Consider the following 21,561-nt stretch of genomic DNA (forward strand, 5'->3'; position numbering starts at 1 on the left):
GATAAGATGGAAGTATGATTTGGACGTAATCATACAACCACTTAGGAGGTTTTCATATGATGAACGGAAAAGAGTACTTAGAGAGTCTCAATGATGGAAGAGTTGTCTATTTGAATGGAGAGGAAATTGCTGATGTAACGACGCACCCTGCGTATCGGAATGCCGCAAGGTCGATTTCATTGTTGTATGATGCACTTCACGATCCTAAGAAACAAGACATTTTAACGACAACAACAGAAGATGGATACAAAACACATAAATTCTTCAAAGCGTCGGAAAGCGCAGAGGAACTGTTAGGTGCACGGGATGCAATGGCTGAATGGACGAAATTGAGCTATGGATTCATGGGAAGAACGCCTGACTATAAAGCCGCTTTTACAGGCTCTCTTGGACCTTACGCCGATTTCTATAAAGGGTTTGAAGACAATGCACGCAGATGGTACAAAAAAGCACAACGTGAGATGCCGTTTTGCAACCATACGATCGTAAATCCACAATTAGACCGAGATCAGCCACTACACAAAAACAAAGATGTTTTCGTTCGTGCAGTAGAAGAACGTGATGACGGCGTAATTGTAAGCGGTGCCAAAATGGTCGGCACATCTGCAGCGTTGACTCACTATAACTTTGTGGCGAATTATTCACCGCAAGACCTCGGAGAAGGAGATCAAAGCCATGCGTTAATCTTCTTCGTCCCGATGAACGCACCAGGCCTAAAAATTGTCAGTCGTCAATCGTATGAAGAAATGGCAACAACGTTAGGGACACCATTTGATTATCCGTTATCGAGTCGATTTGATGAGAATGATGCGGTCATCGTTTTAGACAACGTTCTCATTCCATGGGAAGACATCTTAACGTATAAAAATGTGGACATTGCCAATGGCTTCCGTCCGAAAACAGGCTGGTTAAATCGCTATACTTTCCAAGGGTGTACGCGCTTTGCTGTGAAGCTCGATTTCATGGTCGGTCTCTTAATTAAAGCGACGAGAATGGCAGGTACACACAATTTCCGCGGCGTACAAGCGAATATCGGAGAAGTCATTTCTTACCGCAACATGTTCTGGGCAATCTCGACGGCGATGGCGACGAACCCGGAAAAAGGCGCAAATGGCGTTGTGCTTCCGAACTCAACGTATGCAACCGCTTACCGAACGTTCGCACCGACCGTTTGGCCAAAGATCAAGCAAATCTTTAATTCGGTCGTCGCTGGTGGTCTAATATCAATTCCATCAAGCGCCAAGGACTTCCAAAACCCTGAGCTCCGACCATATTTAGATATGTATTATAAAGGATCAGGCGGTGTGTCTGCGGAAGAGCGTATTAAGTTGATGAAGTTGATTTGGGACGCGATCGGCACAGAATTCGGCGGACGTAATGAACTCTACGAAATGAATTATGCAGGCAATAATGAAGGAATTCGCCTAGATGCACTGAAGCTTGCACAAACGAAAGGTGAGACAGACCGATACATTGACTTTGTAGATCAAGCGATGAGTGACTACGATCTTGACGGCTGGACGAATGACACATGGTTAAACCCAGATCACAGCAAAGAGAAGATCCTTTACTAAAAGCATCTCCAGTCACGATGTGAGAAGCGAATGCCTGAATTGAAGATTCAAAGAGAAGAGAGGGACAAGACGATGACAAATCACGTGAAATCTTACAATGAAAATCAAGTTGCAGTGCCTCAAGTGCAAGATATCAAGTTATACATTGATGGAACATTTGTGGATGCAGAGAGTGCTGAAGTGTTTGATAATGTGAACCCTTTTACGAATGAGAAAATCAATCAAGTAGCCTCCGGAGGAAAAGGGGATATTGATCGCGCTGTAAAAGCGGCTCGCAAGGCGTTTAACGGAGAGTGGGGTAGCCTTAAAGTTAGTGAACGGTTGAAGTATGTCAACAAGATTGCCGATTTGATTGACGAACACATCGATGAAATTGCTCCTTTAGAATCGTATGATACGGGCTTGCCAATTAGCCAGACGAAGAAAATGGTCGCAAGAGCCGCGCAGAATTTCCGCTTCTATGCAGAAATGGTTTCAAGCCGCTTAGTCGGGGAGGTTTATCAGGTAGATGATGAGTTCCTGAACTACACGATTCATAAACCGGTAGGCATCGCGGGGTTGATTACGCCGTGGAACGCCCCGTTCATGCTTGAAACGTGGAAGATTGCACCTGCGTTAGCGACCGGTAACACCGTCATTCTTAAACCTGCGGAATGGTCTCCATTAACTGCCAATCGCCTGGCAGAGATTATTCACAAAGCAGGGCTTCCAGATGGGGTCTTCAACGTTGTACACGGTTTCGGCGAAAATGCCGGTGCAGCACTCGTTGCTCACCCAGACGTAGAACTGATTTCATTTACGGGAGAAACGACGACAGGTTCAGAAATTATGAAAAATGGTGCAGATTCATTGAAACAGTTTTCAATGGAACTCGGTGGGAAATCACCAATTATCGTCTTTGATGATGCGGACTTTGAACGAGCGCTAGACGCATGTACGTGGGGGATCTTCTCATTTAATGGGGAGCGCTGTACGGCGAACTCTCGCTTATATGTTCATGAGAAGATCGCAGAACCGTTCACGCGTGCACTCCAAGAGCGTGTAAGGAATATCCGCGTCGGCGATCCGCTAAAAGCCGAGACGCAAGTCGGGCCACTCATCCACAAGAAGCACTTTGACAATGTCAACCGTTATCTTGATATAGCAAAAGAAGAAGGCTGCCAAGTGATACAAGGTCATGTATCATCAGAGTTTGAAAACGGGAACTTCGTGCCGCCAACGATTCTACTAGATGCTAGTCAAGACATGAAGGTGGTGCAAGAAGAGATTTTCGGTCCTGTTATTGCCGTTATGGCATTTAAAGACGAAGAAGAAGTCATTGAAAAAGCGAACGACGTTCGTTACGGGCTGGCAGGGTACGTCTGGACGAACGATCTACAGCGTGGCCATCGGGTAGCGCAAGCAATTGATTCAGGCATGTTATGGGTTAATTCTCAAAATGTCAGAGATTTAAGAACACCGTTTGGTGGTTCGAAGCATAGCGGGATTGGTCGTGAAGGAGGCCACTATGCGTTTGAATTTTACACAGAGCTTCAAGTCATTCATGTTGCGATGAAAGAGCATCACATTCCACAATTCGGAAAAAATTAAAAAGGCAAAAGGAGGAGCACAATGAACTTTGATATTATCCGTACAGGGCGTGCTATTTTACATGTAACAGATTTAGAACGCTCCAGACGTTTTTATGAGGCTCTTGGGTTTATTGAAACGGAATCAGATGAGGACAATATCTTTTATCGTGGTCTCGAAGAACACAACCACCATAGTTTGTGGCTAAAGAAGAAAGAAAAAGCAGCAGTCGAAGCGATTAGTTATAAGGTAACATCGGAGAACGACCTTGATGCGTTGGCGGATTTCTACACGAATGAAGGCTATGACGTGAAGTGGATGGAGAAAGGAACGCAACCTGCGGTCGGTCGTACGCTTCGAGTCCAAGATGTATCTGGACTTCCGACGGAATATTATGCCGAAATGCAAACGGTTGAGCGTCTGCTTCAGCGTTATGATCTATACAAAGGCGCTAAAGTGCAGCGGATAGATCATTTCAACTGTATGGTCGCTGATGTTGAGAAAGCCTACAACTTCTATACGAATGAATTAGGTTTTGCTTGTTCTGAATATACGGCAGGAGAAGAAGAGCGGATTTGGGCAGCTTGGCTGCACCGGAAGCCGACGGTTCACGATGTTGCCTACATGAACGGTCAAGGACCTCGTCTTCATCATGTTGGCTTCTGGTTAAAAGACCCGATGAGTCTAATTGATTGCTGCGACGTTCTTGCGTCAATGGGCTATGCACCGAACATCGAGCGGGGACCAGGACGTCACGGATTGTCCAATGCCTTTTTCCTTTATTTAAGAGATCCAGACGGCCATCGCATCGAGCTGTATAATGGCGACTATCTAACGAGCGATCCTGACTTTAAACCGATTAAATGGGACCTTGACGATCCGATGAGACAAACGTTCTGGGGACACGAAGCACCGGATAGCTGGTTCGATGAAGCTTCTCTTGTACTGGATGTTCATACGGGTGAAGAAGTTGGTCTGAACGAACCGACGCTGAAGAAACGGAAACCGACGTTCGTCATTTAGTAGCGAAACGTTTGGAATAGGATGATGAGTACGTGGTGTTAGGCGCAGTGTCACTCGTTGACTTGAATACGAACTCTAACTGTGAGGTGTCGATCAATGGATGATTTATTATTTCGAAAAGCAATGGGGAAATTCGCCACAGGCGTGACCGTCATCACGACAGAAGTTGAAGGTGACGTACACGGCATGACGGCAAATGCATTTATGTCCGTGTCGCTAGATCCGAAACTGATCTTAATTTCGGTAGGGAACAAAGCGAAGATGTGTGAGTATATTAAGAAATCGCAATCTTTTGCCGTCAATATTTTAGGTGACGACCAACGAGATTTATCGATGGTATTTGCCGGTCAGGTGAAAGAGAAGAAAGAGATTGCATTTGATCAGTTTGAAGAAACACCTGTTATTAAAGATTCTCTCGTAAGCTTAGCATGCCGTGTCTACCATACGTACGAAGCAGGTGATCACGTATTGTTTGTTGGTGAGGTCAAGAATCTGCACGTGAAAGATGGGGACCCTCTCACATTTTTCGAAGGCAAGTATAAACAGATTAGTTAACAACGTGATGAGCAGGAGGTGGAGAAATGAAGACGTTCAGAATTAAGGATCCTGAAGCGGTCAGAAACAGCAGTAATCCATGCGTGATGAGTTAGGGTTCTTTGATGGCATTCACCTAGGGCATCAGAAAATTATCGAGACGGCTAAACAAATTGCCAAACAGAAAAATCTCAAGCTGGCTGTTATGACGTTTTATCCTCATCCCAGCTCGGTCATTAAGAAAGAAGGAATCACACAATATCTAACGCCTCTACCAGAAAAAGAGAAACAGTTCAGGGAGCTTGGCGTTGACCTCTTATATATTGTCGAATTTGACATTAAATTCGCAAAGATCCCTCACGATGTTTTTGTAAATCAGTATTTAGTGAAGTTAGGTTGCAAGCATGCCGTCGCAGGATTTGACTTTACGTACGGTTGTAAAGGCAAAGGAAATATGAAGCAACTAGAGATCGATGCAAACGACCGCTTCGAAGTCACAACAGTGTCTAAGTTCGAGCGGTTCGGCGAGAAAGTAAGCTCAACCCTTCTTCGCGAGAAAATCACATCAGGGCGTGTAGAAGATGTACCATTCTATTTGGGGAAACGATACACAATCAACGGAATAATACGGGGAGAGCAGTCGAGGCACGTGTTGGATGTATCCCCGGATTATATGCTTCCGGGTAACGGACGATACGAAGTCACCGTAATCATACGAAACGAGCGTACAAAAGCGATTTGTGAAGTATCCGATCAGGATGAACTGCTCGTTCAGTTTGACAGAAACATGTGGATTGAAGACGGGGAAGCCGTGGTGATGGAGTGGGAGAGCTTGATCGCAGATGCAGGCAGGGAGCGGGTGTATACATGCAGTCGTGATGAGCGGCTTGTGTACTTGATATAGAGACAATAATCGGAAATGAAGCTAGCGCTTCATTTCGAGGCTGTTGAGAAACATAAATGTACCAGAAGTGTACTCGTAAATGAGTAAGCGGCTTCTGTGGCTACGCTTGCCGCGGGCGTTGCCCGAGCTTAGTGCTACGCACGATGATCTTCTGCTAACGAATAAAGGAAGTTCAACAGCCATTGCTTATAGCAATGGTGTCGAACCAACCTGCTTTGCAGGCCGCCGCAGGCGTCTTCGCCAAGACAGCCGCTTTTATATGGCATGTTGAATTTACAAAAGCAACACTAAATGTATTACCTTAATACATTTAGATATAAATTCATTCACTTATTACTTCTATTATAGAAGAACAGGACTTTTCCGACATTCTGGGAAATGAAGTTAGTGCTTCATTTCTTTTTTTTGCTTGTCAATTGTAGGGAGCAGATCGGATGGATCAATCAATACGCTAGTTAACAAGTGTCCAATAAATAGGGGTTCAGTACATATTAGTTCTGTGGAGCCTCAACTCGCTTCTTTCGTTGCAATCAGATGTCTATAATGGTAGTAAACGATGACTGCAACTATGCCGGTGTATGAATTTGTGTAAAAGAAGTCCGACTTCTAGAAGGAGGGATTTCTATCAATATTATTGTAAGTATAGCGAGTGCTTTTTGTAGCAGTGTGATCGTGTTTGTTTTATTTATAGTATTTTACACTATAAATTCTCCAATGGTTGAGTTCTATTACGTAATAATGGCAATGCTACCTATTTTCTTAGTTTTAGTGATTCCATTACATGTGGTTTGTATCATGGTTTACACAATATTAAGTAGCAAAATAAACGTCTTTTATGGAACAGTCATTTTCTCAGGGATAAGCATGTTAATGGGTTCAGTAATCTCGTTGTTACTGTTAGGGACACTATTTTCTGAAGGGATGTTAATTAACATTGTGTATCTGTTATCAGGGTTGTTGTTCTTTTTAATTAATCGGTGGTTAAGTGCTAAGTACGTGTGAATTGAATTTTTATACAGCTGTAATTGTTTAGGTGAAAACATTTTGCTCTAAATTCCTAAAAAAGTTTTGAATAACTATTAACAACCGTTACAACCGTCCGATATAAACTATGTAAGGATGACAAGGATGTCATTCAAATAGGTAGAATGGATGCTACCTAAACAACATTATAAGGACGTGACAAGTATGATTATCAACAACAACATGAGCGCAATGAACGCTCACCGCCAAATGGGCATGAACCAAAACGCAATGCAAACATCAATGGAGAAATTATCTTCAGGTCAACGTATTAACCGCGCAGGAGACGACGCAGCAGGGCTTTCAATTTCTGAAAAGATGCGTGCGCAAATCAACGGTCTCGATCAAGCAAGCCGTAACGCTCAAGATGGTATTTCTTTGATTCAAACTGCTGAAGGCGCATTAGATGAGACGCATAGCATTCTTCAAAGAATGCGTGAGTTAGCTGTACAAGCAGCAAACGATACAAACGATAATGATGTTGACCGCGCAGCTATTCAATCAGAGATCGATGCATTAACTGAAGAAATTGATAGAATTGCTAACAATACAGAATTTAATGGTAAAACTTTATTAGCTGGTGATTTTGATGCTGAAGGTAGTGGTTTAACTTTCCATATTGGAGCTAATAATGGACAAAATATTGAATTAAATATTGGTGACATGACTACAGGTACAGATGGGTTAGACTTGGGAGACTTGGTATTGACAACTCAAGAAGGTGCTGATGCTGCCATTACAACTATTCAAAGTGCAATTGATGCAGTATCGACTCAAAGATCTGACCTAGGTGCTGTACAAAATCGTCTTGAGCATACAATTAATAATTTGGACAACGCTTCTGAAAACCTTCAAGCTGCAGAATCACGTATCCGTGATGTAGACATGGCTAAAGAAATGATGGAGTTCACGAAGAACAACATTCTTTCTCAAGCTTCTCAATCAATGCTTGCGCAAGCGAATCAACAGCCACAATCAGTGCTTCAACTTCTTCAATAAATTTCATTTAAAAACCTCACCTAGGTGGGGTTTTTAAATTTTTATTATAAGGGTTTATTAAATTTTATAAGATTTAGCTCCCAGTGGTGCACTTGTGTGCGGAACATGTTCCGCACAATATACAAATGATATAGCACTTATTGTTGTTTATACTGACCATGCTTCTTGCTAAAACAATCAACAAAATCCACCACCTACCGTATACATAATAAAGGATATGTCTAGGGGGGGCGGTTGGATGAGTAAGCTACGAGCTTATTTTGAGGAAAACGATCAGCGCTTAATTCATAAATGGGATCATTATTTCGATATTTATGAGCGGCATTTTGAGCGTTTTGTTAATACAGATGTGAATGTAATGGAGATTGGTGTCTTTCACGGTGGTTCGCTGCAAATGTGGAAGGACTATTTCGGCAAAGATGCGAACATTTATGGTTTGGATATAAATCCAACGTGTAAGTCATTTGAAGAAGACCGAGTGAAGGTGATGATTGGCGATCAAGGTGATCGTGAGTTTTGGAAGTCGATCAAACCAACGTTACCGACGTTTGACATTATCATCGATGATGGCGGGCACTCGATGGACCAACAGATCATCACGTTTGAAGAGATGTTCCCGTTGCTTTCTGAAAATGGTGTTTTTCTAATTGAAGATTTGCATACGAGTTATATGAGTTATTATGCTGGTGGTTATGAGAAGGCGAACACGTTTATTGAGTATTCGAAGAAACGGATCGATGAACTCAATGCGTGGCACTCGGAAGATGAGCGGTTACAATTGAATGACTTTACGAAGTCCGCGTACTCAATGAGCTATTACGATAGTGTCTTAGTCATTGAGAAGCGACCGATGCAGCCTCCATCTCACAAAACATCTGGCAAACCTTCGTGGTAATCCGTCATTAATAGATATAGCGTAAATGGTGTATGAATTGTTTGTTAATTGATTGTAAAACTGATTGTCGAAGTCCTTTGCAAGGGATATAGTGGAGAAGTCCAAACTTCTATTCTTGCAGCTTACCCACTGCAAGTAAAGAGAAAGAACGCTACAGTATTTTGTGGCGTTTTTTTTGTTGAAGTAAATAGTATCATACTCGCGTGAGTGGTGAAGCGCTTGCAACCGTTCAACTTTGACAAGAAAAGGTGTCTGATTCTAGTACGAGACTGCCAAAAAGTTAAAATGCTGTATTATTTTCAATTGGGTCCTCTTGTTGAATCGACAAATCAGTCTCATTGGCACATGCTAGCGTTGTAATAAATCTAAAGAAGAAGTCGATCAAGAAATCTAATTGTGGAAATATTCTTCAATTACGTGCTGTGAAGCTAATTCAATTTTGAGCGCCGAGAAATTAAAAGTGAGTTAAAAGAAGTCAATTTGGAACATTTGTAAGCGTTTACCTTTGGCAGCAATTTTGCATAAGTATTGAACAAAGAACAAGGAGGGAAGAGTATGTTATCACTTCGTTATAAGCGATTTGAAGCGTATGCGGGTTTACCACAGCACGTCGTGAAAGAAAACATTATAACTGCATATGAGAACGAACAGATCCCGTACCGGGAGAGAAAAGCACCACCACATATGATGTATGACATTGAACACGAACAAATTATCCTCGCATCAGACGGAGTAGAGTGCAGTTTAATTTACGTGTCAAATGATCCGTTTACTCGACTTTTTCAGTCAATTCTTGGAACGTCAACACGAACAGGTGGGATTACACTCGTTTCTGCAAAGTATCAGAACCGTTGTGAGTTACAAACAGTAATGAGTTACATCCATGAAGACGTTTGGCGAATTCGTCAACACCATCGTTTTCAATTTGCGTTATTGCTTGAATTGCTTAATAAACAGAAATGGAAGCGCTTACAAAGAGGTGGCTCATCATGAATTGGTTTACGATGCAAAGGCGAGATAAGGCATTTTTAATCGTCTTGTTTGGGTTTATTACGCTTTTTATGTTGCCATGGACACACAGTATATACATTCTCAACATATCACTGCTCGCATGGGCAGCGTATTTTGGCTGTGTGTTTATGCCACTTATTGCGCTCGTCATTACTTTCGAGAAAAGTCGTAACGTCGCTGTTAGCTCGAAAGAAGAGGTGGACCAATGAAACTTACTGAAATTACAATTATGATCTTGTACTTTGTCCTCTTAATTGTAATTGGACAATGGTCAAAAAAGAAAATTGATCAATCTGTACACAGTACTGAAGAGTATTACGTCGCTGGTCGAAATATTGGGACTGGCGTCAATTCACTAGCGATGATGGCAGCTCTAGGTAGTGGGGGTTCGTTTATGGCATCGGCAGGAACAACGTACAAACTTGGCATTCCATTTGGTGCGTGGATGGTATTCGGGGCAATTGCTGGTTTTGCGTTTGCAAGCGTACTTGTCGCCAAGCCGATGCGGAATTCAAAAAAATTTACCGTAACTGAATTCCTCGTCGAACGTTACGAAAGTCGCTTTTTTAAGTTAATCGTCCCTCTCGTTATTATAATTGGCTCTTCAATGTATTTAATTTCGCAAATGGCTGCTGGAGGTTTAATTGGTTCATACGTTACTGGCCTTTCTTATGAATGGGGCGTGGTGATTATCGCAGTTATATTCGTATTGTACGTGGCAATGGGGGGATGCTCGCGGTCACGTGGACGAACATATTACAAGGGTTTATGATCATCGTGTTGGCAGGTCTTATGACCGTCGGTGCCTAGTTCATTTGCCAGTATCATGGCCAGAAGCGATGGTTAATTTAACAACGGTTAATGAAACGATTGGGATTGTTGACGGTGCTATGCCTTTTATCGCTTACATCGGCGTATTTGTGACTTGGCTGACTGCCATTTGTGTGCTTCCTCATCTTCTAATGCGTGTTTTTACTGCAACGAGTGCAGGCTCAGCGAAAATATCGATGAATTTAGGAATGTTTTATTATGGTGTATTAATGGTCGTCTCGACAATGGCTGTACTCGTTTACATCCCCTACATGGATTCGAGTTTGTTAAGTAACAATCATTCAGACATGTGGTTATTACTTGCAGCAGAGCAATTTTTCGGACCTTTATTGCTTGGATTTATTGCGGCGGGAATTATGGCAGCGGTTATGTCTTCAGTAGATGCGTTGTTACTAGCAGTCAGCAGTGCGTTTGCGTATGATTTGTATAAAGGATGGTATAGACCTAACGCCACGCACAAACAAATTCTGAAAATATCGATGATTGCAACGTGGGTCATTGGGTTGGGGGTAATGCTCATTTCCCTTCGTCCGCCTGATTTTCTAGTTATTTTGTATACGGCAGCTGTCGGTTTTATGAGTGCTGCACTGTTCCCATCACTCGTATTTGGCATTTGGTGGAAAAAAGCGACACTCACAGGTGCAAAAGCATCGATCTTTGTTGGCGGTATTACGTACTTACTTGCATTTCTACTATTTGATTTGCCGTATAACACTGAAATCCTCATTGCTTTACCTCTCGCAACAATAACCTTATTCTCGGTATCATTTGTGACGAAACCATCAAGAAAAGTGGTTCTCGATCGGATGAAGTCGTACCACGATTATTCGCATTAATAAGTAGGTTATATTGAAACCCGAAGACTAAATGGATCATCGTTTAGTCTTCGGGTTTTTTAGTTACTATAAATATATTATGTAAACTAATAATAAAAATCTGTGATGGCCACAGATTTTAATGAATGGTACGAAGTACGCCAGTGACTTTGCCGAGGATTTGGCAGTCGGTTAATAAAATCGGCTCCATGGAATCGTTCTCTGGTTGAAGACGAATGTGATTTCCTTCGTTAAAGAAGCGTTTCACAGTCGCTTCTTGATCTTCGGTCATGGCAACGACGATGTCGCCGTTCTCTGCAGTACGTTGTTGGCGAACGATGACGCGGTCACCGTCAAGAATACCAGCGTTAATCATACTCTCCCCAACAATCGTGAGCATGAACACTTGGTCATGACCGACGTAAGATTCAGGCAATGGAATGTATTCTTCAATATTCTCAACAGCGGTAATCGGTTGTCCGGCCGTTACTTTCCCGATCATCGGCACGTAAGAAGTTGGTGCAGGCATTTCTCTTTGAGTATAAGCTGTCGAATGCGCTGCGTGTTGTTCGTTGTCTGCATCAAGGTGCAACACTTCAATCGCTCTCGGTTTCGTTGGGTCGCGTCTTATGAAGCCTTTCTTTTCTAAGCGAGCGAGATGTCCGTGAACCGTCGAGCTTGAGGCAAGTCCAACGGCTTCCCCGATTTCTCGAACAGATGGGGGATACCCTTTCGCTTTAACATTAGATTTGATATACGTAAGAATCTTCTCCTGGCGTGGAGACAATTTTGTCACCGTCGTTCACCTCACAATTTCTAAATTTTTACTATATCGAATATAGCATACAAAACATGTGTTTGCAAACATCCGTTCTACTTTTTACTTGACACGAACGTTCGTTCCTAGTTATAGTGGATATACGAACAAACGTTTCGGGGAGATGAGAATTGTGAAGAGAATGCATAGCTTTTTACGAAGAACATCGATTGAAGAGTGGGTTATTTTAGGTTTATTCTTTGTTGCTGTAGTTGCCATGTTAACCGTTGCAAACGTAGGTTTTTAATATGGAGATAAATGATTATTCTGCGTTTCGTCTGAATAGTTATAATTATAGGTTTATAATTGGGTTTATTAGGGAATATGATGTATAGATATGTGTGAGAAGTACGTACAATGAATATAGGACTATGTTAACCAATGATACGGTTGCCTTGAGTAAGCGCATACAATCGTGTACGCTTAAAGTGTACGATCTCTTAATAAGGGAGGGATTCACGTTGAAGTCGCAGGAGAGAATTGATCGAATGAACGAACTTTCAAAGCGCTCGAGAACAATTGGCCTGAGCATGCGAGAAATCGAAGAGCAGCAAGCGTTACGAGCGGAGTATTTCGACAATTTACGGAATACGTTTCGCAATCAGTTACAATCGGTCACACTCGTTAATGAAGACGGACAAGATGTAACTCCCAAAGAAGTCGATTGCATAAGTCCGAAGCGTTCTTATTAATGATTGGTACCGCTTGCCTGGACGTTTTTTTCCAGGTTTTTTATTCACCTTTAAACCGAACATACATTCTCTTTCGTTAAGGTTGTTTTGCCTCGTGAAACCGTTTATCATAAAGGTGTAGACTATTTAGGTTGAACTGAGAGGATGAATCACCTTGAACAGAGTGGAAGAGAAAGCGATCAATACGATCCGTACGCTATCAATTGATAGTATTAATCGTGCGAATTCTGGACACCCAGGATTACCGATGGGAGCGGCGCCAATGGCGTTTGCTTTATGGACAAGACACCTTAATCACAATCCGAAACAACCGGATTGGTGGAACCGTGACCGTTTCGTGTTATCAGCTGGACATGGTTCGATGCTTCTATATAGTTTGTTGCATTTAAGTGGTTATGAGCTTTCTATTGAAGAATTGAAGAATTTCCGTCAGTGGGGAAGTAAAACGCCAGGACACCCAGAGTTTGGTCATACGCCTGGTGTTGACGCAACGACTGGCCCACTCGGCCAAGGTCTTGCAATGAGTGTCGGTATGGCAATGGCAGAGACGCATTTAGCAAGCACGTACAACAATGCTGATCATACGCTTTTTGATCACTATACGTATGCGCTTTGTGGCGACGGTGACATTATGGAAGGTGTTGCTTCTGAATCAGCGTCACTTGCGGGTCACCTGGGATTAGGCAAGTTAATCGTGATGTACGATTCGAACGACATTTCATTAGACGGTGATTTGAACCGTTCATTCTCGGAAGACGTATTAAAGCGTTATGACGCATACGGTTGGCACACGATTCTCGTCGAAGACGGCAACGATGTGGATGCGATTGATGCTGCCATTCAAGCGGCGAAAGAAGATCCCCGCCCGAGTATGATTGAGATTAAGACAGTAATTGGTTTTGGTTCACCGAACCGTGCAGGGACGAACGAGGCACACGGTAAGCCAATGGGCGCGGACGAATCAACGCTCATTAAAGAAAGTTACAAGTGGGATCATGAAGAATTCCACGTACCAGATGAAGTACGTAGTTTCTTTAGTGAGAAGGAAGAAGAAGGAGCCGCTACGCATAAAGCGTGGCAAGACGTGTTCGCTTCTTATGAAAGCGCTCATCCTGAACGTGCGGCGGAACTTACGCGTGCCTTTGATCGCGAGTGGAACGTAGCGGATCTTCAAAAGCTACCGAAATATACCGTTGGTGAAGATAAGCTTGCAACACGTAAGGCATCAGGTGACGTGATCCAAGCACTCTCTGAAGAAGTGAACGGGTTCTTCGGCGGTTCGGCTGACCTTGCGTCATCGAACAACACACTCATGAACGCTCATGAGGACTTTACGAAAGAAAACCGTTCGGGTCGTAACGTTTGGTTCGGTGTTCGTGAATTTGCGACAGCTGCTGCGGTGAACGGAATTATGCTTCACGGTGGTTTGCATGCATACGGAGCGACATTCCTCGTCTTCTCTGACTACATGAGACCAGCGATTCGTTTGTCAGCGCTTATGAACGTACCAGCAACGTACGTGTTTACGCATGATAGCATTGCAGTTGGTGAAGATGGTCCAACGCATGAACCCGTTGAACAAACAGGTTCACTTCGCATGATTCCGAACTTGGCGGTAATTCGTCCTGCGGATGCGAATGAAACGACAGCTGCGTGGAAGTTGGCGCTTGAAGCGAAAGATCATCCAACAGCACTCATCCTTACGCGTCAAGGATTGCCAACAATGATCGATGCGGACGCAGCTTACGAGCAAGTGAAAAAAGGCGCGTACGTCTTAAGTGATAGTGGTTCACCGGACGTAACCCTACTTGCGACAGGTTCTGAAGTGTCACTTGCACTTGATGCGAAAAAAGCACTTCACGAAAAGGGCATTGAAGCGCGTGTTGTAAGCATGCCAAGCCAAGAGTGGTTTGAAAAGCAATCAGCAACTTACAAAGAAGAAGTATTACCATCAGACGTGCCGGTCGTTTCGATTGAAGCGGGTACCACGTTTGGTTGGGAACGCTACACAGGTCGCACAGGCGCATCAATCGGTATTGATACGTTTGGCGCATCTGCACCAGGAGACCTCGTCATGGAGAAATTCGGTTTTAACGTCGACAATGTCGTGAACACCGTGACAAGCGTCCTCAAATAATGCCGTGAAGAGCAGGGACTATGTACAGTCTCTGCTCTTTGTTTTCAAAATGACACGTTAGTTTTACAAATAATTGAATGAAATGACGACATTAGAAGGAAAGCCTTGCATAGAACGACATGTTTTTTACGCGTTGTCTGCTATCATTTAGGAAACAAGAAGGAGGCGGTCTCACGATGCATCGTTATGACATTTATTTATTAAAAACAGAATATGCCAACTCTTTTGTGCGTGCAGAAGACAAGCTATTTCGACTTTTTAAAGAATACGAGACGGTAAAGCCGTTGTATGAGATCGTCAAAAAACAAATCGAATACATTTGTCGACCGTTATCGATGGACGAGATTACGGAACAATTACCTTTCCATAAAAAGAAAATGGCAGGCGGTAAAGTCATTTTTATTGAAGACGAACAAAAAATGAAAATGTCGATCAATGAGCAACGTATTCAGCTTTGGAGTGAAGAAGGCCATGATGATGAATGGCCGTGGTTTGACACGTTGCAATCGCTTGATCCGTACTTTTTTGCATGTGATGTTCAGCGTGAAAAGTATGGGTGGTTAAAGCCGGTTAAATTTAAATCCCTCTTAATCTGATTGGTTCTGGACTTTTCATAAGTAGGAAGTTAAGGTATAATGATGGTGTTTGTTTAGGACAAACATACGTTTTAGTAGAGACTGCTTATGGAAAAGGGTAAGGAGGAAATGTTTTGAGCACTATTTGGGTCGTGTTAATTGCGCTTGCTGCTCTATTAGGTGGGGTTGCATTAGGCTTTTTCATCGCACGTAAAACGATGATGAATTACATGAAGAAGAATCCACCAATTAATGAGCAAATGCTTAGAGTCATGATGATGCAAATGGGACAAAACCCATCGCAAAAGAAAATTAATCAAATGATGAAAGCAATGCAAAAGCAGCAAGACGTTAGCAATAAAAAGTAACAACAAACACCTCCTACACTCGAGGTGTTTTATCATTTCTCTATGAATTTTGCATGATTAGAGAGAATCAGTGTATGATAGGTGCATAAGGGTACATAGTGGAAGGAGAGCAATGTCATGACAGAATCGACGCTCTTGCTCTTAACGACGATCATAGCCGTTTTTATGAGTCTGCCGTCATTATGATTCGTCTGAAAGCAATTAAAAAGCCTGCTTCTGTAAAGAAGATTATCATTCCGCCAATTATGATGAGTACCGGGTTTTTGATGTTCGTCTATGAACCGGCTCGTCTTGAGACGTTACAAATCTTCGGTCCATTGATTACGGGTGTGATTTGTTCGTATTTTTTGATTCGCACGTCGAATTTTCACATTCGTGACGGTGAGATTTATATGCAACGCTCAAAGATGTTCATCTACTTACTTGTCGGATTGTTAATTGCGAGAGTAATCGTAAAGTTGATCCTCGGTGAACAAGTCGTTTTACCGCAACTAGCAGGAATGTTCTTCTTACTTGCTTTTGGGATGATTTTACCGTGGCGAATTGCGATGCTCTATTCGTTTAAAAAGATTCACCGGAAAGCGACGCGTGACGGCACTCTTTGGAATTTGTCGATGAAAGGCGAACGCACATAATAAAAAACTCACAGTTCTCTGTGAGTTTTTTTAAGAAAGAAGATGTTCGTATTGTTCGTAGCTCATGTTCTTCTCGTCAAGCTTCCGTCTTAGAAACTTATGATCACGTTTTGGTGTTGCTAAGATGTATCCACGTATGAGCAAGTCTTCTGATATGCTATTTGCCTTTTGTTCTAGTGCAAGTTCACCAATTTTCCCTGCGATCTTCTCTCGTGCCACGTCTTTAAACAGGTCGGGGACAGGGGAGATTAATTCTTCGAGCAAATCGCTCTGTTGCTTCGTCCAAAGGTGTCTCGTTTTCTCAAGATAATAGTCTTGCCAATCGAGAACCGAGTTGCCGTCTTCTTTCGGAAGACGCTTCAAAAACTTTCGAAACATAAAGAACCCACCGATGAACATAAAAACGATCATAAAGACGCCCCAAAAAACGATAAACCACATAAATAGATTTTCTAACACGTCGTTCACCTCAGTCGTATAATCAATTCTTATCATAGCATATAAGAAAAAAGTTGAACAAGGGATGACGATTTTTGCACTTTTAGTTTCGACAAATTAGCGAACGTATTATATGATAGGAGTAAAGGGAGGGATTTGATGAGTAAAACAAACGATCTCTATCAAGCCAAACAAACATTCGACGTTAATGGTAAATCATACGTTTATTATGATTTACAATCACTAAACAACGTCGCAGACGTATCGAAACTTCCATATTCTATTAAAGTATTATTGGAATCTTTATTAAGACAGCAAGACGGAAAGGTTATTAAGCCTGAGCACGTAGAAAGCCTTGCGAAGTGGGGCAAAAAAGACGGTGGCCAAGAAGATGTGCCGTTCAAACCTTCACGTGTTATTTTACAAGACTTTACAGGTGTTCCAGCAGTCGTAGACTTAGCGTCACTACGTAAAGCGATTGCAGATTTTGGTGGCGATCCTGAATCAATCGATCCAGCGATTCCAGCTGACCTTGTTGTTGACCACTCTGTACAAGTTGATAAGTTCGGTACGAGTGATTCACTTATGAAGAACATGAACCTTGAGTTCGAACGTAACGAAGAGCGTTACAAATTGTTAAGCTGGGCAACAAAAGCATTTGAAAACTACAGTGCTGTTCCACCAGCAACAGGAATCGTTCACCAAGTGAACTTAGAGTACTTAGCGAACGTCGTTCACGTGAACGAAAATGCTGAAGGTGAGCGTGTTACGTTCCCTGATACACTCGTCGGTACGGACTCTCATACGACGATGATCAACGGTATTGGCGTTCTTGGTTGGGGCGTTGGTGGTATTGAAGCCGAAGCTGGAATGCTTCAACAACCTTCATACTTCCCAGCACCAGAAGTTGTCGGTGTACGTCTTGAAGGAAGCCTTCCAGATGGCGCAACGGCAACTGACTTAGCACTTAAAGTGACGCAACTTCTTCGTTCGAAGAACGTTGTTGGTAAGTTCGTTGAGTTCTTTGGACCAGGACTTTCAGGCATGTCACTTGCTGATCGTGCGACAATCTCAAACATGGCACCAGAATACGGTGCAACATGTGGTTTCTTCCCAGTTGACGAAGAAGCATTGAACTATATGCGCCTAACAGGTCGTTCTGAAGAACAAATCGCTGTTGTTGAAGCTTACACGAAAGCAAACGGCATGTACTTCACTCCAGACGCTGAGGAGCGACATACACGCAAGTTGTCAAACTTGACATGAGCACAATTGAGCCTTCATTAGCAGGTCCAAAACGTCCACAAGACATGATTGAACTTGATAACATGAAGTCTGCATTCGAAAAAGCGGTTACTGCTCCAGCGGGCAACCACGGTTTCGGTCTTGAGAGCTCTGAGCTTGATCGCTCTGTAGAAGTTGCGCATCCAAATGGCAAGAAGTCTGACCTTGCAACGGGTGCCGTGACAATCGCAGCGATTACGAGCTGTACGAACACGTCGAACCCATCTGTAATGATCGGTGCTGGACTTGTTGCGAAGAAAGCGGTAGAAAAAGGTCTTGACGTGCCTGAGTACGTGAAAACATCACTTGCACCAGGTTCAAAAGTTGTTACACGTTACCTAGAGGATTCAGGTCTAATGCCTTTCCTTGACAAACTTGGATTCAACCTTGTTGGGTACGGTTGTACAACGTGTATCGGTAACAGTGGTCCACTTCCAGATGAAATTGAGCAAGCGATTGCAGATAACGATCTTCTCGTTTCTTCAGTGCTTTCTGGTAACCGTAACTTTGAAGGACGTATTCACCCACTTGTACGTGCCAACTACTTGGCTTCACCGCCACTCGTTGTTGCCTACGCACTTGCAGGTAATGTGAACTTTGACCTTCGTAAAGATTCATTCGGAAAAGACAGTGACGGAAACGACGTCTATTTCAGCGACCTTTGGCCAACATCTGCTGAAATCGAGCAGTTCATCCGTGAGAATGTATCTCCGAAATTGTTCAAAGATGAGTATGAGAACGTGTTCGATAACAACGAACGTTGGAACGCATTACAATCAAAAGACAATGCGAACCTTTACAACTGGGATAGTGAGTCTACGTACATTCAAAACCCACCGTTCTTTGAGAACATGTCTGAAGAGCCACAAGACATTAAGCCACTTACAGACCTTCGTGCGATCGGTAAGTTCGGCGATTCTGTTACGACAGACCACATTTCGCCAGCAGGTTCAATTGCGAAGAACAGCCCTGCCGGTGAGTATTTGATGGAAAAAGGTCTTAAGCCTTCTGAATTCAACTCTTACGGTTCACGCCGTGGTAACCATGAAGTCATGATGCGTGGTACATTTGCGAACATCCGCATCAAGAACCAATTGGCACCAGGCACTGAGGGTGGCTATACGACGTATTGGCCAACAGGTGACGTGATGGCGATCTATGACGCTGCGATGAAGTACAAAGCAGATGACACTGGTCTTGTCGTTATGGCTGGTGAAGACTACGGAATGGGAAGTTCACGTGACTGGGCAGCGAAAGGTACAAACCTTCTTGGCATCAAGATGGTTATCGCGCAAAGCTTTGAGCGTATCCACCGTAGTAACCTTGCCCTTATGGGTGTTCTACCACTTCAATTCAAAAAAGGCGAAGGTGCAGACGCTCTCGGCCTAACAGGTAAAGAGACGTTCAGCATCAACATTACAGATGACGTAACACCACGTGATACAATTTCTGTAACAGCAACTGATGAAGCTGGTAAAACAACAACATTTGAAGCGATCGTTCGCTTTGATTCTGAAATTGAAATCGACTACTACCGCCACGGTGGAATCCTACCGATGGTACTACGTAGCAAGCTAAAAGAAGCAGCGAAGAAATAAGCTTCTATATAAAAGCACCCCGTTTTGGGGTGCTTTTTTTGTTGTGCGAAGATGAAACGGCTGTAATTGTGATCAGCCGAAGAAAAAACCTCTCGATAAACGGGGTTCTGTTCACAAAGTGTCAGTTATGTGAGCAGAATGGCAAAGTATGTGATTAGAAGAAGGCGAAACACCCGTTTTGAGCTTAATTCTGCTCACATAAAGTAGGTTAAGTGGGCTGAACCTTTACCCCCAACTCATAATTTCACGCACCGTAATAAATTCTTTCCCCAAACCCATGCCATCAACCACCCACACCTAGAATAATTCTCCTTCAATTGCGCACGTTAAAGTGGAAGTGTAAGGTGGGGTGTAGATGGACCAACTAGTGGAATTGTGGGAAGGATCTTCGTCGTTACCGTTATACGGATTTGCAGTTCGGGCGTTGATTGTCTATGTGTATATTTTTATAATGATCAAATTGCTCGGTCAGCGGTCAATGGCGACGGTTGATCCGTTGGACTTTATATTTGGTGTTGTAATCGGGGATATTCTAGGGGAGCCACTTGCCACGGGCGACAGTGAACTTGGGGGTCCGTTTATAGCGGCTGCAACAATTGGTGCGTTGCATTGGTCACTTTCTTATATGGCGCTTAAACTCCCGAAGAAATCCCGCCGTTTTCTTGAAGATGAGCCGTACATTCTAGCGAGTGACGGTGTGTTTCATGAGAAGATCTTAAGAAAAGCGAACATGACGATTGAACAAGTACTTATGGAGCTTAGGCAAGCGAGTAGTTCAGATTTGAATGAGATTGACACAGTCGTGCTTGAGCAAAATGGGAAGGTTAGTGTAATTAAGAAGGCGCGTTTTGACCAGTTAACTCCAGATGACATGAACATTTCAATGAAAGATAAAGGCTATGCATCGGTCATTATTTCTGATGGGACGCTGAAGAAAAAGAACCTTCCTGAGCATTTATCAGAAGAGAAGTTTTATAAGCAATTGAAGAAAAGGGGTTATGATTCAAGCGACAACATTTTCTTATTAACGATCAATCGCAACGATGAATGGTACATTAGCCCAAAAGAAGATGCATAAAATTGTCCGCTTCTACCCATAATGTGGAAAAGGAGATGATTTGTGTATGAAACGTATTAAAAAAGCTCGTTTCCAGGAACTTCTTCGGACGAATCGGGAACAAATTATGAATGACCGTGAGGCATTAGAAAAAATCGACGCCAAACTGGATTCAAAACGTAAAGCTTAGCATTAAAAAGCCTTAAAAGACGGAAATTCCCGTTCTTTTAAGGCTTTTTTTCTTCTGAATTGTGCAGTTTCTACTTTTTTTGATGGCTAGTGCTTGATTGCGTAATCGTTATTTTATATGCTAGAAAAATATAGAACTTTATGGATAAGGGTGTCGTTCATGATAAAATCTGAAGTACCAGTACAAACACGATACGCAGAAACCGATCAAATGGGTGTTATTCACCATTCACAATACTTGATTTGGTGTGAAATAGGTCGAACGGATTTAATTGAGAAATTTGGCTTCTCCTATGCGCAGATGGAAGCAGAAGGGTTGCTTTCTCCTGTGACTGAAGTGAACCTTTCCTATAAAAAAGCAATTCGTTACCCAGCTGTGGCAACAGTCGCGACTTGGTTAGAGTCTTACACAGGCATTCGTGCCACGTATGGCTATGAAATTAAGGATGAAAGCGGAGATATCTGTGTAGATGGGACAACTACGCACGTCGTTGTTCGTAAGGAAGATTTCCGTCCTGTTTCGATTAAGAAGGCAGCACCGGATTGGCACGCTGTATATAAAGAACAAAGTAGGACGTGAAAGGTTGAGAAGG

22 protein-coding genes and 1 pseudogene are annotated in these 21,561 nt (G+C 42.9%); 21 read left to right on the forward strand and 2 right to left on the reverse strand.

The genetic code is table 11. The features are described 5' to 3' along the window. The first annotated feature begins 56 nt into the window (after positions 1–56). The 12 genes from JCM19038_RS13340 (at position 57) to JCM19038_RS13390 (ending at position 11,199) form a co-directional block, all read left to right on the forward strand. Positions 57–1,574, forward strand: coding sequence for a 4-hydroxyphenylacetate 3-hydroxylase family protein (locus tag JCM19038_RS13340; RefSeq protein WP_042418824.1), 1,518 nt, complete (start codon positions 57–59; stop codon positions 1,572–1,574). Positions 1,575–1,646: 72 nt separating this feature from the next. Further along, positions 1,647–3,164: a 5-carboxymethyl-2-hydroxymuconate semialdehyde dehydrogenase gene (gene hpaE / locus JCM19038_RS13345; protein WP_042418984.1), complete on the forward strand. Its 1,518-nt coding sequence runs from the start codon at positions 1,647–1,649 to the stop codon at positions 3,162–3,164. A gap of 21 nt (positions 3,165–3,185) precedes the next feature. Continuing rightward, positions 3,186–4,166 carry a 3,4-dihydroxyphenylacetate 2,3-dioxygenase gene (hpaD, locus tag JCM19038_RS13350; protein ID WP_042418826.1) on the forward strand — a complete coding sequence of 327 codons (981 nt, stop codon included), beginning with the start codon at positions 3,186–3,188 and terminating at the stop codon, positions 4,164–4,166. Between the two features lie 96 nt (positions 4,167–4,262). Continuing rightward, the gene (locus JCM19038_RS13355) at positions 4,263–4,721 is read left to right on the forward strand and encodes a flavin reductase family protein (RefSeq protein ID WP_042418828.1); all 459 of its coding nucleotides are present in this window, start codon (positions 4,263–4,265) and stop codon (positions 4,719–4,721) included. 79 nt (positions 4,722–4,800) lie between these two features. Continuing rightward, positions 4,801–5,604, forward strand: a complete 804-nt coding sequence (locus JCM19038_RS13360) for an FAD synthetase family protein (protein WP_052361655.1) — start codon at positions 4,801–4,803, stop codon at positions 5,602–5,604. Between the two features lie 795 nt (positions 5,605–6,399). Next, complete coding sequence (locus JCM19038_RS22365) at positions 6,400–6,606, forward strand: hypothetical protein (RefSeq protein ID WP_152549441.1); 207 nt, start codon at positions 6,400–6,402, stop codon at positions 6,604–6,606. A gap of 186 nt (positions 6,607–6,792) precedes the next feature. Next, entirely contained in the window at positions 6,793–7,626 is an 834-nt protein-coding gene (locus JCM19038_RS13365; RefSeq protein WP_042418830.1) for a flagellin, read from the forward strand. A gap of 238 nt (positions 7,627–7,864) precedes the next feature. After that, the gene (locus JCM19038_RS13370) at positions 7,865–8,521 is read left to right on the forward strand and encodes a class I SAM-dependent methyltransferase (RefSeq protein ID WP_052361658.1); all 657 of its coding nucleotides are present in this window, start codon (positions 7,865–7,867) and stop codon (positions 8,519–8,521) included. A gap of 555 nt (positions 8,522–9,076) precedes the next feature. Continuing rightward, positions 9,077–9,514, forward strand: a complete 438-nt coding sequence (locus JCM19038_RS13375; protein ID WP_042418832.1) for a hypothetical protein — start codon at positions 9,077–9,079, stop codon at positions 9,512–9,514. Beyond that, positions 9,511–9,741 carry a hypothetical protein gene (locus tag JCM19038_RS13380; protein WP_042418835.1) on the forward strand — a complete coding sequence of 77 codons (231 nt, stop codon included), beginning with the start codon at positions 9,511–9,513 and terminating at the stop codon, positions 9,739–9,741. The genes JCM19038_RS13375 and JCM19038_RS13380 overlap by 4 nt, the downstream gene beginning before the upstream one ends. Next, positions 9,738–10,304, forward strand: a complete 567-nt coding sequence (locus tag JCM19038_RS13385) for a hypothetical protein (protein WP_042418838.1) — start codon at positions 9,738–9,740, stop codon at positions 10,302–10,304. Before JCM19038_RS13380 ends, JCM19038_RS13385 begins: the two co-directional genes overlap by 4 nt. Beyond that, positions 10,276–11,199: a sodium:solute symporter gene (locus JCM19038_RS13390; protein ID WP_152549442.1), complete on the forward strand. Its 924-nt coding sequence runs from the start codon at positions 10,276–10,278 to the stop codon at positions 11,197–11,199. The genes JCM19038_RS13385 and JCM19038_RS13390 overlap by 29 nt, the downstream gene beginning before the upstream one ends. Before the next feature lie 118 nt (positions 11,200–11,317). Here JCM19038_RS13390 and lexA read toward each other — a convergent pair whose 3' ends face one another. Then, positions 11,318–11,974 (reverse strand): transcriptional repressor LexA, encoded by a 657-nt coding sequence (lexA, locus tag JCM19038_RS13395; RefSeq protein ID WP_042418844.1) that lies wholly within the window; start codon positions 11,972–11,974, stop codon positions 11,318–11,320. A 482-nt stretch (positions 11,975–12,456) separates the two neighbouring features. Here lexA and JCM19038_RS13400 point away from each other — a divergent pair, with 482 nt between their 5' ends. The 5 genes from JCM19038_RS13400 to JCM19038_RS13420 all read left to right on the forward strand — a co-directional run bounded on the left by JCM19038_RS13400 (position 12,457) and on the right by JCM19038_RS13420 (position 16,402). Then, the gene (locus JCM19038_RS13400; RefSeq protein WP_042418846.1) at positions 12,457–12,687 is read left to right on the forward strand and encodes a DUF896 domain-containing protein; all 231 of its coding nucleotides are present in this window, start codon (positions 12,457–12,459) and stop codon (positions 12,685–12,687) included. A gap of 154 nt (positions 12,688–12,841) precedes the next feature. Beyond that, positions 12,842–14,824, forward strand: coding sequence for a transketolase (tkt, locus tag JCM19038_RS13405; protein ID WP_042418849.1), 1,983 nt, complete (start codon positions 12,842–12,844; stop codon positions 14,822–14,824). A 176-nt stretch (positions 14,825–15,000) separates the two neighbouring features. Next, the gene (sirA, locus tag JCM19038_RS13410) at positions 15,001–15,420 is read left to right on the forward strand and encodes a sporulation inhibitor of replication protein SirA (RefSeq protein WP_042418851.1); all 420 of its coding nucleotides are present in this window, start codon (positions 15,001–15,003) and stop codon (positions 15,418–15,420) included. Between the two features lie 113 nt (positions 15,421–15,533). After that, positions 15,534–15,767 carry a YneF family protein gene (locus JCM19038_RS13415; RefSeq protein ID WP_042361241.1) on the forward strand — a complete coding sequence of 78 codons (234 nt, stop codon included), beginning with the start codon at positions 15,534–15,536 and terminating at the stop codon, positions 15,765–15,767. Between the two features lie 98 nt (positions 15,768–15,865). Next, positions 15,866–16,402 (forward strand): CcdC family protein, encoded by a 537-nt coding sequence (locus JCM19038_RS13420; RefSeq protein WP_307190031.1) that lies wholly within the window; start codon positions 15,866–15,868, stop codon positions 16,400–16,402. 30 nt (positions 16,403–16,432) lie between these two features. On the opposite strand, the gene JCM19038_RS13425 is transcribed toward JCM19038_RS13420, so the two are convergent. After that, positions 16,433–16,861: a DUF2621 family protein gene (locus JCM19038_RS13425; protein WP_042418853.1), complete on the reverse strand. Its 429-nt coding sequence runs from the start codon at positions 16,859–16,861 to the stop codon at positions 16,433–16,435. A 138-nt stretch (positions 16,862–16,999) separates the two neighbouring features. Between JCM19038_RS13425 and acnA the strand changes: the two are divergent. From acnA to JCM19038_RS13440, 4 genes and pseudogenes are all read left to right on the forward strand, one after another. After that, positions 17,000–19,722, forward strand: a pseudogene (acnA, locus tag JCM19038_RS13430) (aconitate hydratase AcnA). Between the two features lie 355 nt (positions 19,723–20,077). After that, the gene (locus JCM19038_RS13435) at positions 20,078–20,800 is read left to right on the forward strand and encodes a DUF421 domain-containing protein (RefSeq protein ID WP_042418855.1); all 723 of its coding nucleotides are present in this window, start codon (positions 20,078–20,080) and stop codon (positions 20,798–20,800) included. Positions 20,801–20,846: 46 nt separating this feature from the next. After that, complete coding sequence (locus tag JCM19038_RS21910) at positions 20,847–20,969, forward strand: FbpB family small basic protein (RefSeq protein ID WP_081831795.1); 123 nt, start codon at positions 20,847–20,849, stop codon at positions 20,967–20,969. Positions 20,970–21,128: 159 nt separating this feature from the next. Next, positions 21,129–21,548 carry a thioesterase family protein gene (locus JCM19038_RS13440; RefSeq protein ID WP_042418858.1) on the forward strand — a complete coding sequence of 140 codons (420 nt, stop codon included), beginning with the start codon at positions 21,129–21,131 and terminating at the stop codon, positions 21,546–21,548. Positions 21,549–21,561 lie beyond the last annotated feature (13 nt).

Origin of the sequence: Geomicrobium sp. JCM 19038, from assembly GCF_000698125.1 — a bacterium.
In the GTDB taxonomy this organism is placed as follows: domain Bacteria; phylum Bacillota; class Bacilli; order Bacillales; family Marinococcaceae; genus Geomicrobium_A.

Coding starts and splice junctions, on each gene's coding strand:
- JCM19038_RS13340 (WP_042418824.1), top strand. CDS start 57: ATGATGAACGGAAAAGAGTACTTAGAGAGTCTCAATGATGGAAGAGTT.
- hpaE (WP_042418984.1), top strand. CDS start 1,647: ATGACAAATCACGTGAAATCTTACAATGAAAATCAAGTTGCAGTGCCT.
- hpaD (WP_042418826.1), top strand. CDS start 3,186: ATGAACTTTGATATTATCCGTACAGGGCGTGCTATTTTACATGTAACA.
- JCM19038_RS13355 (WP_042418828.1), top strand. CDS start 4,263: ATGGATGATTTATTATTTCGAAAAGCAATGGGGAAATTCGCCACAGGC.
- JCM19038_RS13360 (WP_052361655.1), top strand. CDS start 4,801: ATGCGTGATGAGTTAGGGTTCTTTGATGGCATTCACCTAGGGCATCAG.
- JCM19038_RS22365 (WP_152549441.1), top strand. CDS start 6,400: ATGGTTTACACAATATTAAGTAGCAAAATAAACGTCTTTTATGGAACA.
- JCM19038_RS13365 (WP_042418830.1), top strand. CDS start 6,793: ATGATTATCAACAACAACATGAGCGCAATGAACGCTCACCGCCAAATG.
- JCM19038_RS13370 (WP_052361658.1), top strand. CDS start 7,865: ATGAGTAAGCTACGAGCTTATTTTGAGGAAAACGATCAGCGCTTAATT.
- JCM19038_RS13375 (WP_042418832.1), top strand. CDS start 9,077: ATGTTATCACTTCGTTATAAGCGATTTGAAGCGTATGCGGGTTTACCA.
- JCM19038_RS13380 (WP_042418835.1), top strand. CDS start 9,511: ATGAATTGGTTTACGATGCAAAGGCGAGATAAGGCATTTTTAATCGTC.
- JCM19038_RS13385 (WP_042418838.1), top strand. CDS start 9,738: ATGAAACTTACTGAAATTACAATTATGATCTTGTACTTTGTCCTCTTA.
- sirA (WP_042418851.1), top strand. CDS start 15,001: ATGCATCGTTATGACATTTATTTATTAAAAACAGAATATGCCAACTCT.
- JCM19038_RS13435 (WP_042418855.1), top strand. CDS start 20,078: ATGGACCAACTAGTGGAATTGTGGGAAGGATCTTCGTCGTTACCGTTA.
- JCM19038_RS21910 (WP_081831795.1), top strand. CDS start 20,847: ATGAAACGTATTAAAAAAGCTCGTTTCCAGGAACTTCTTCGGACGAAT.
- JCM19038_RS13440 (WP_042418858.1), top strand. CDS start 21,129: ATGATAAAATCTGAAGTACCAGTACAAACACGATACGCAGAAACCGAT.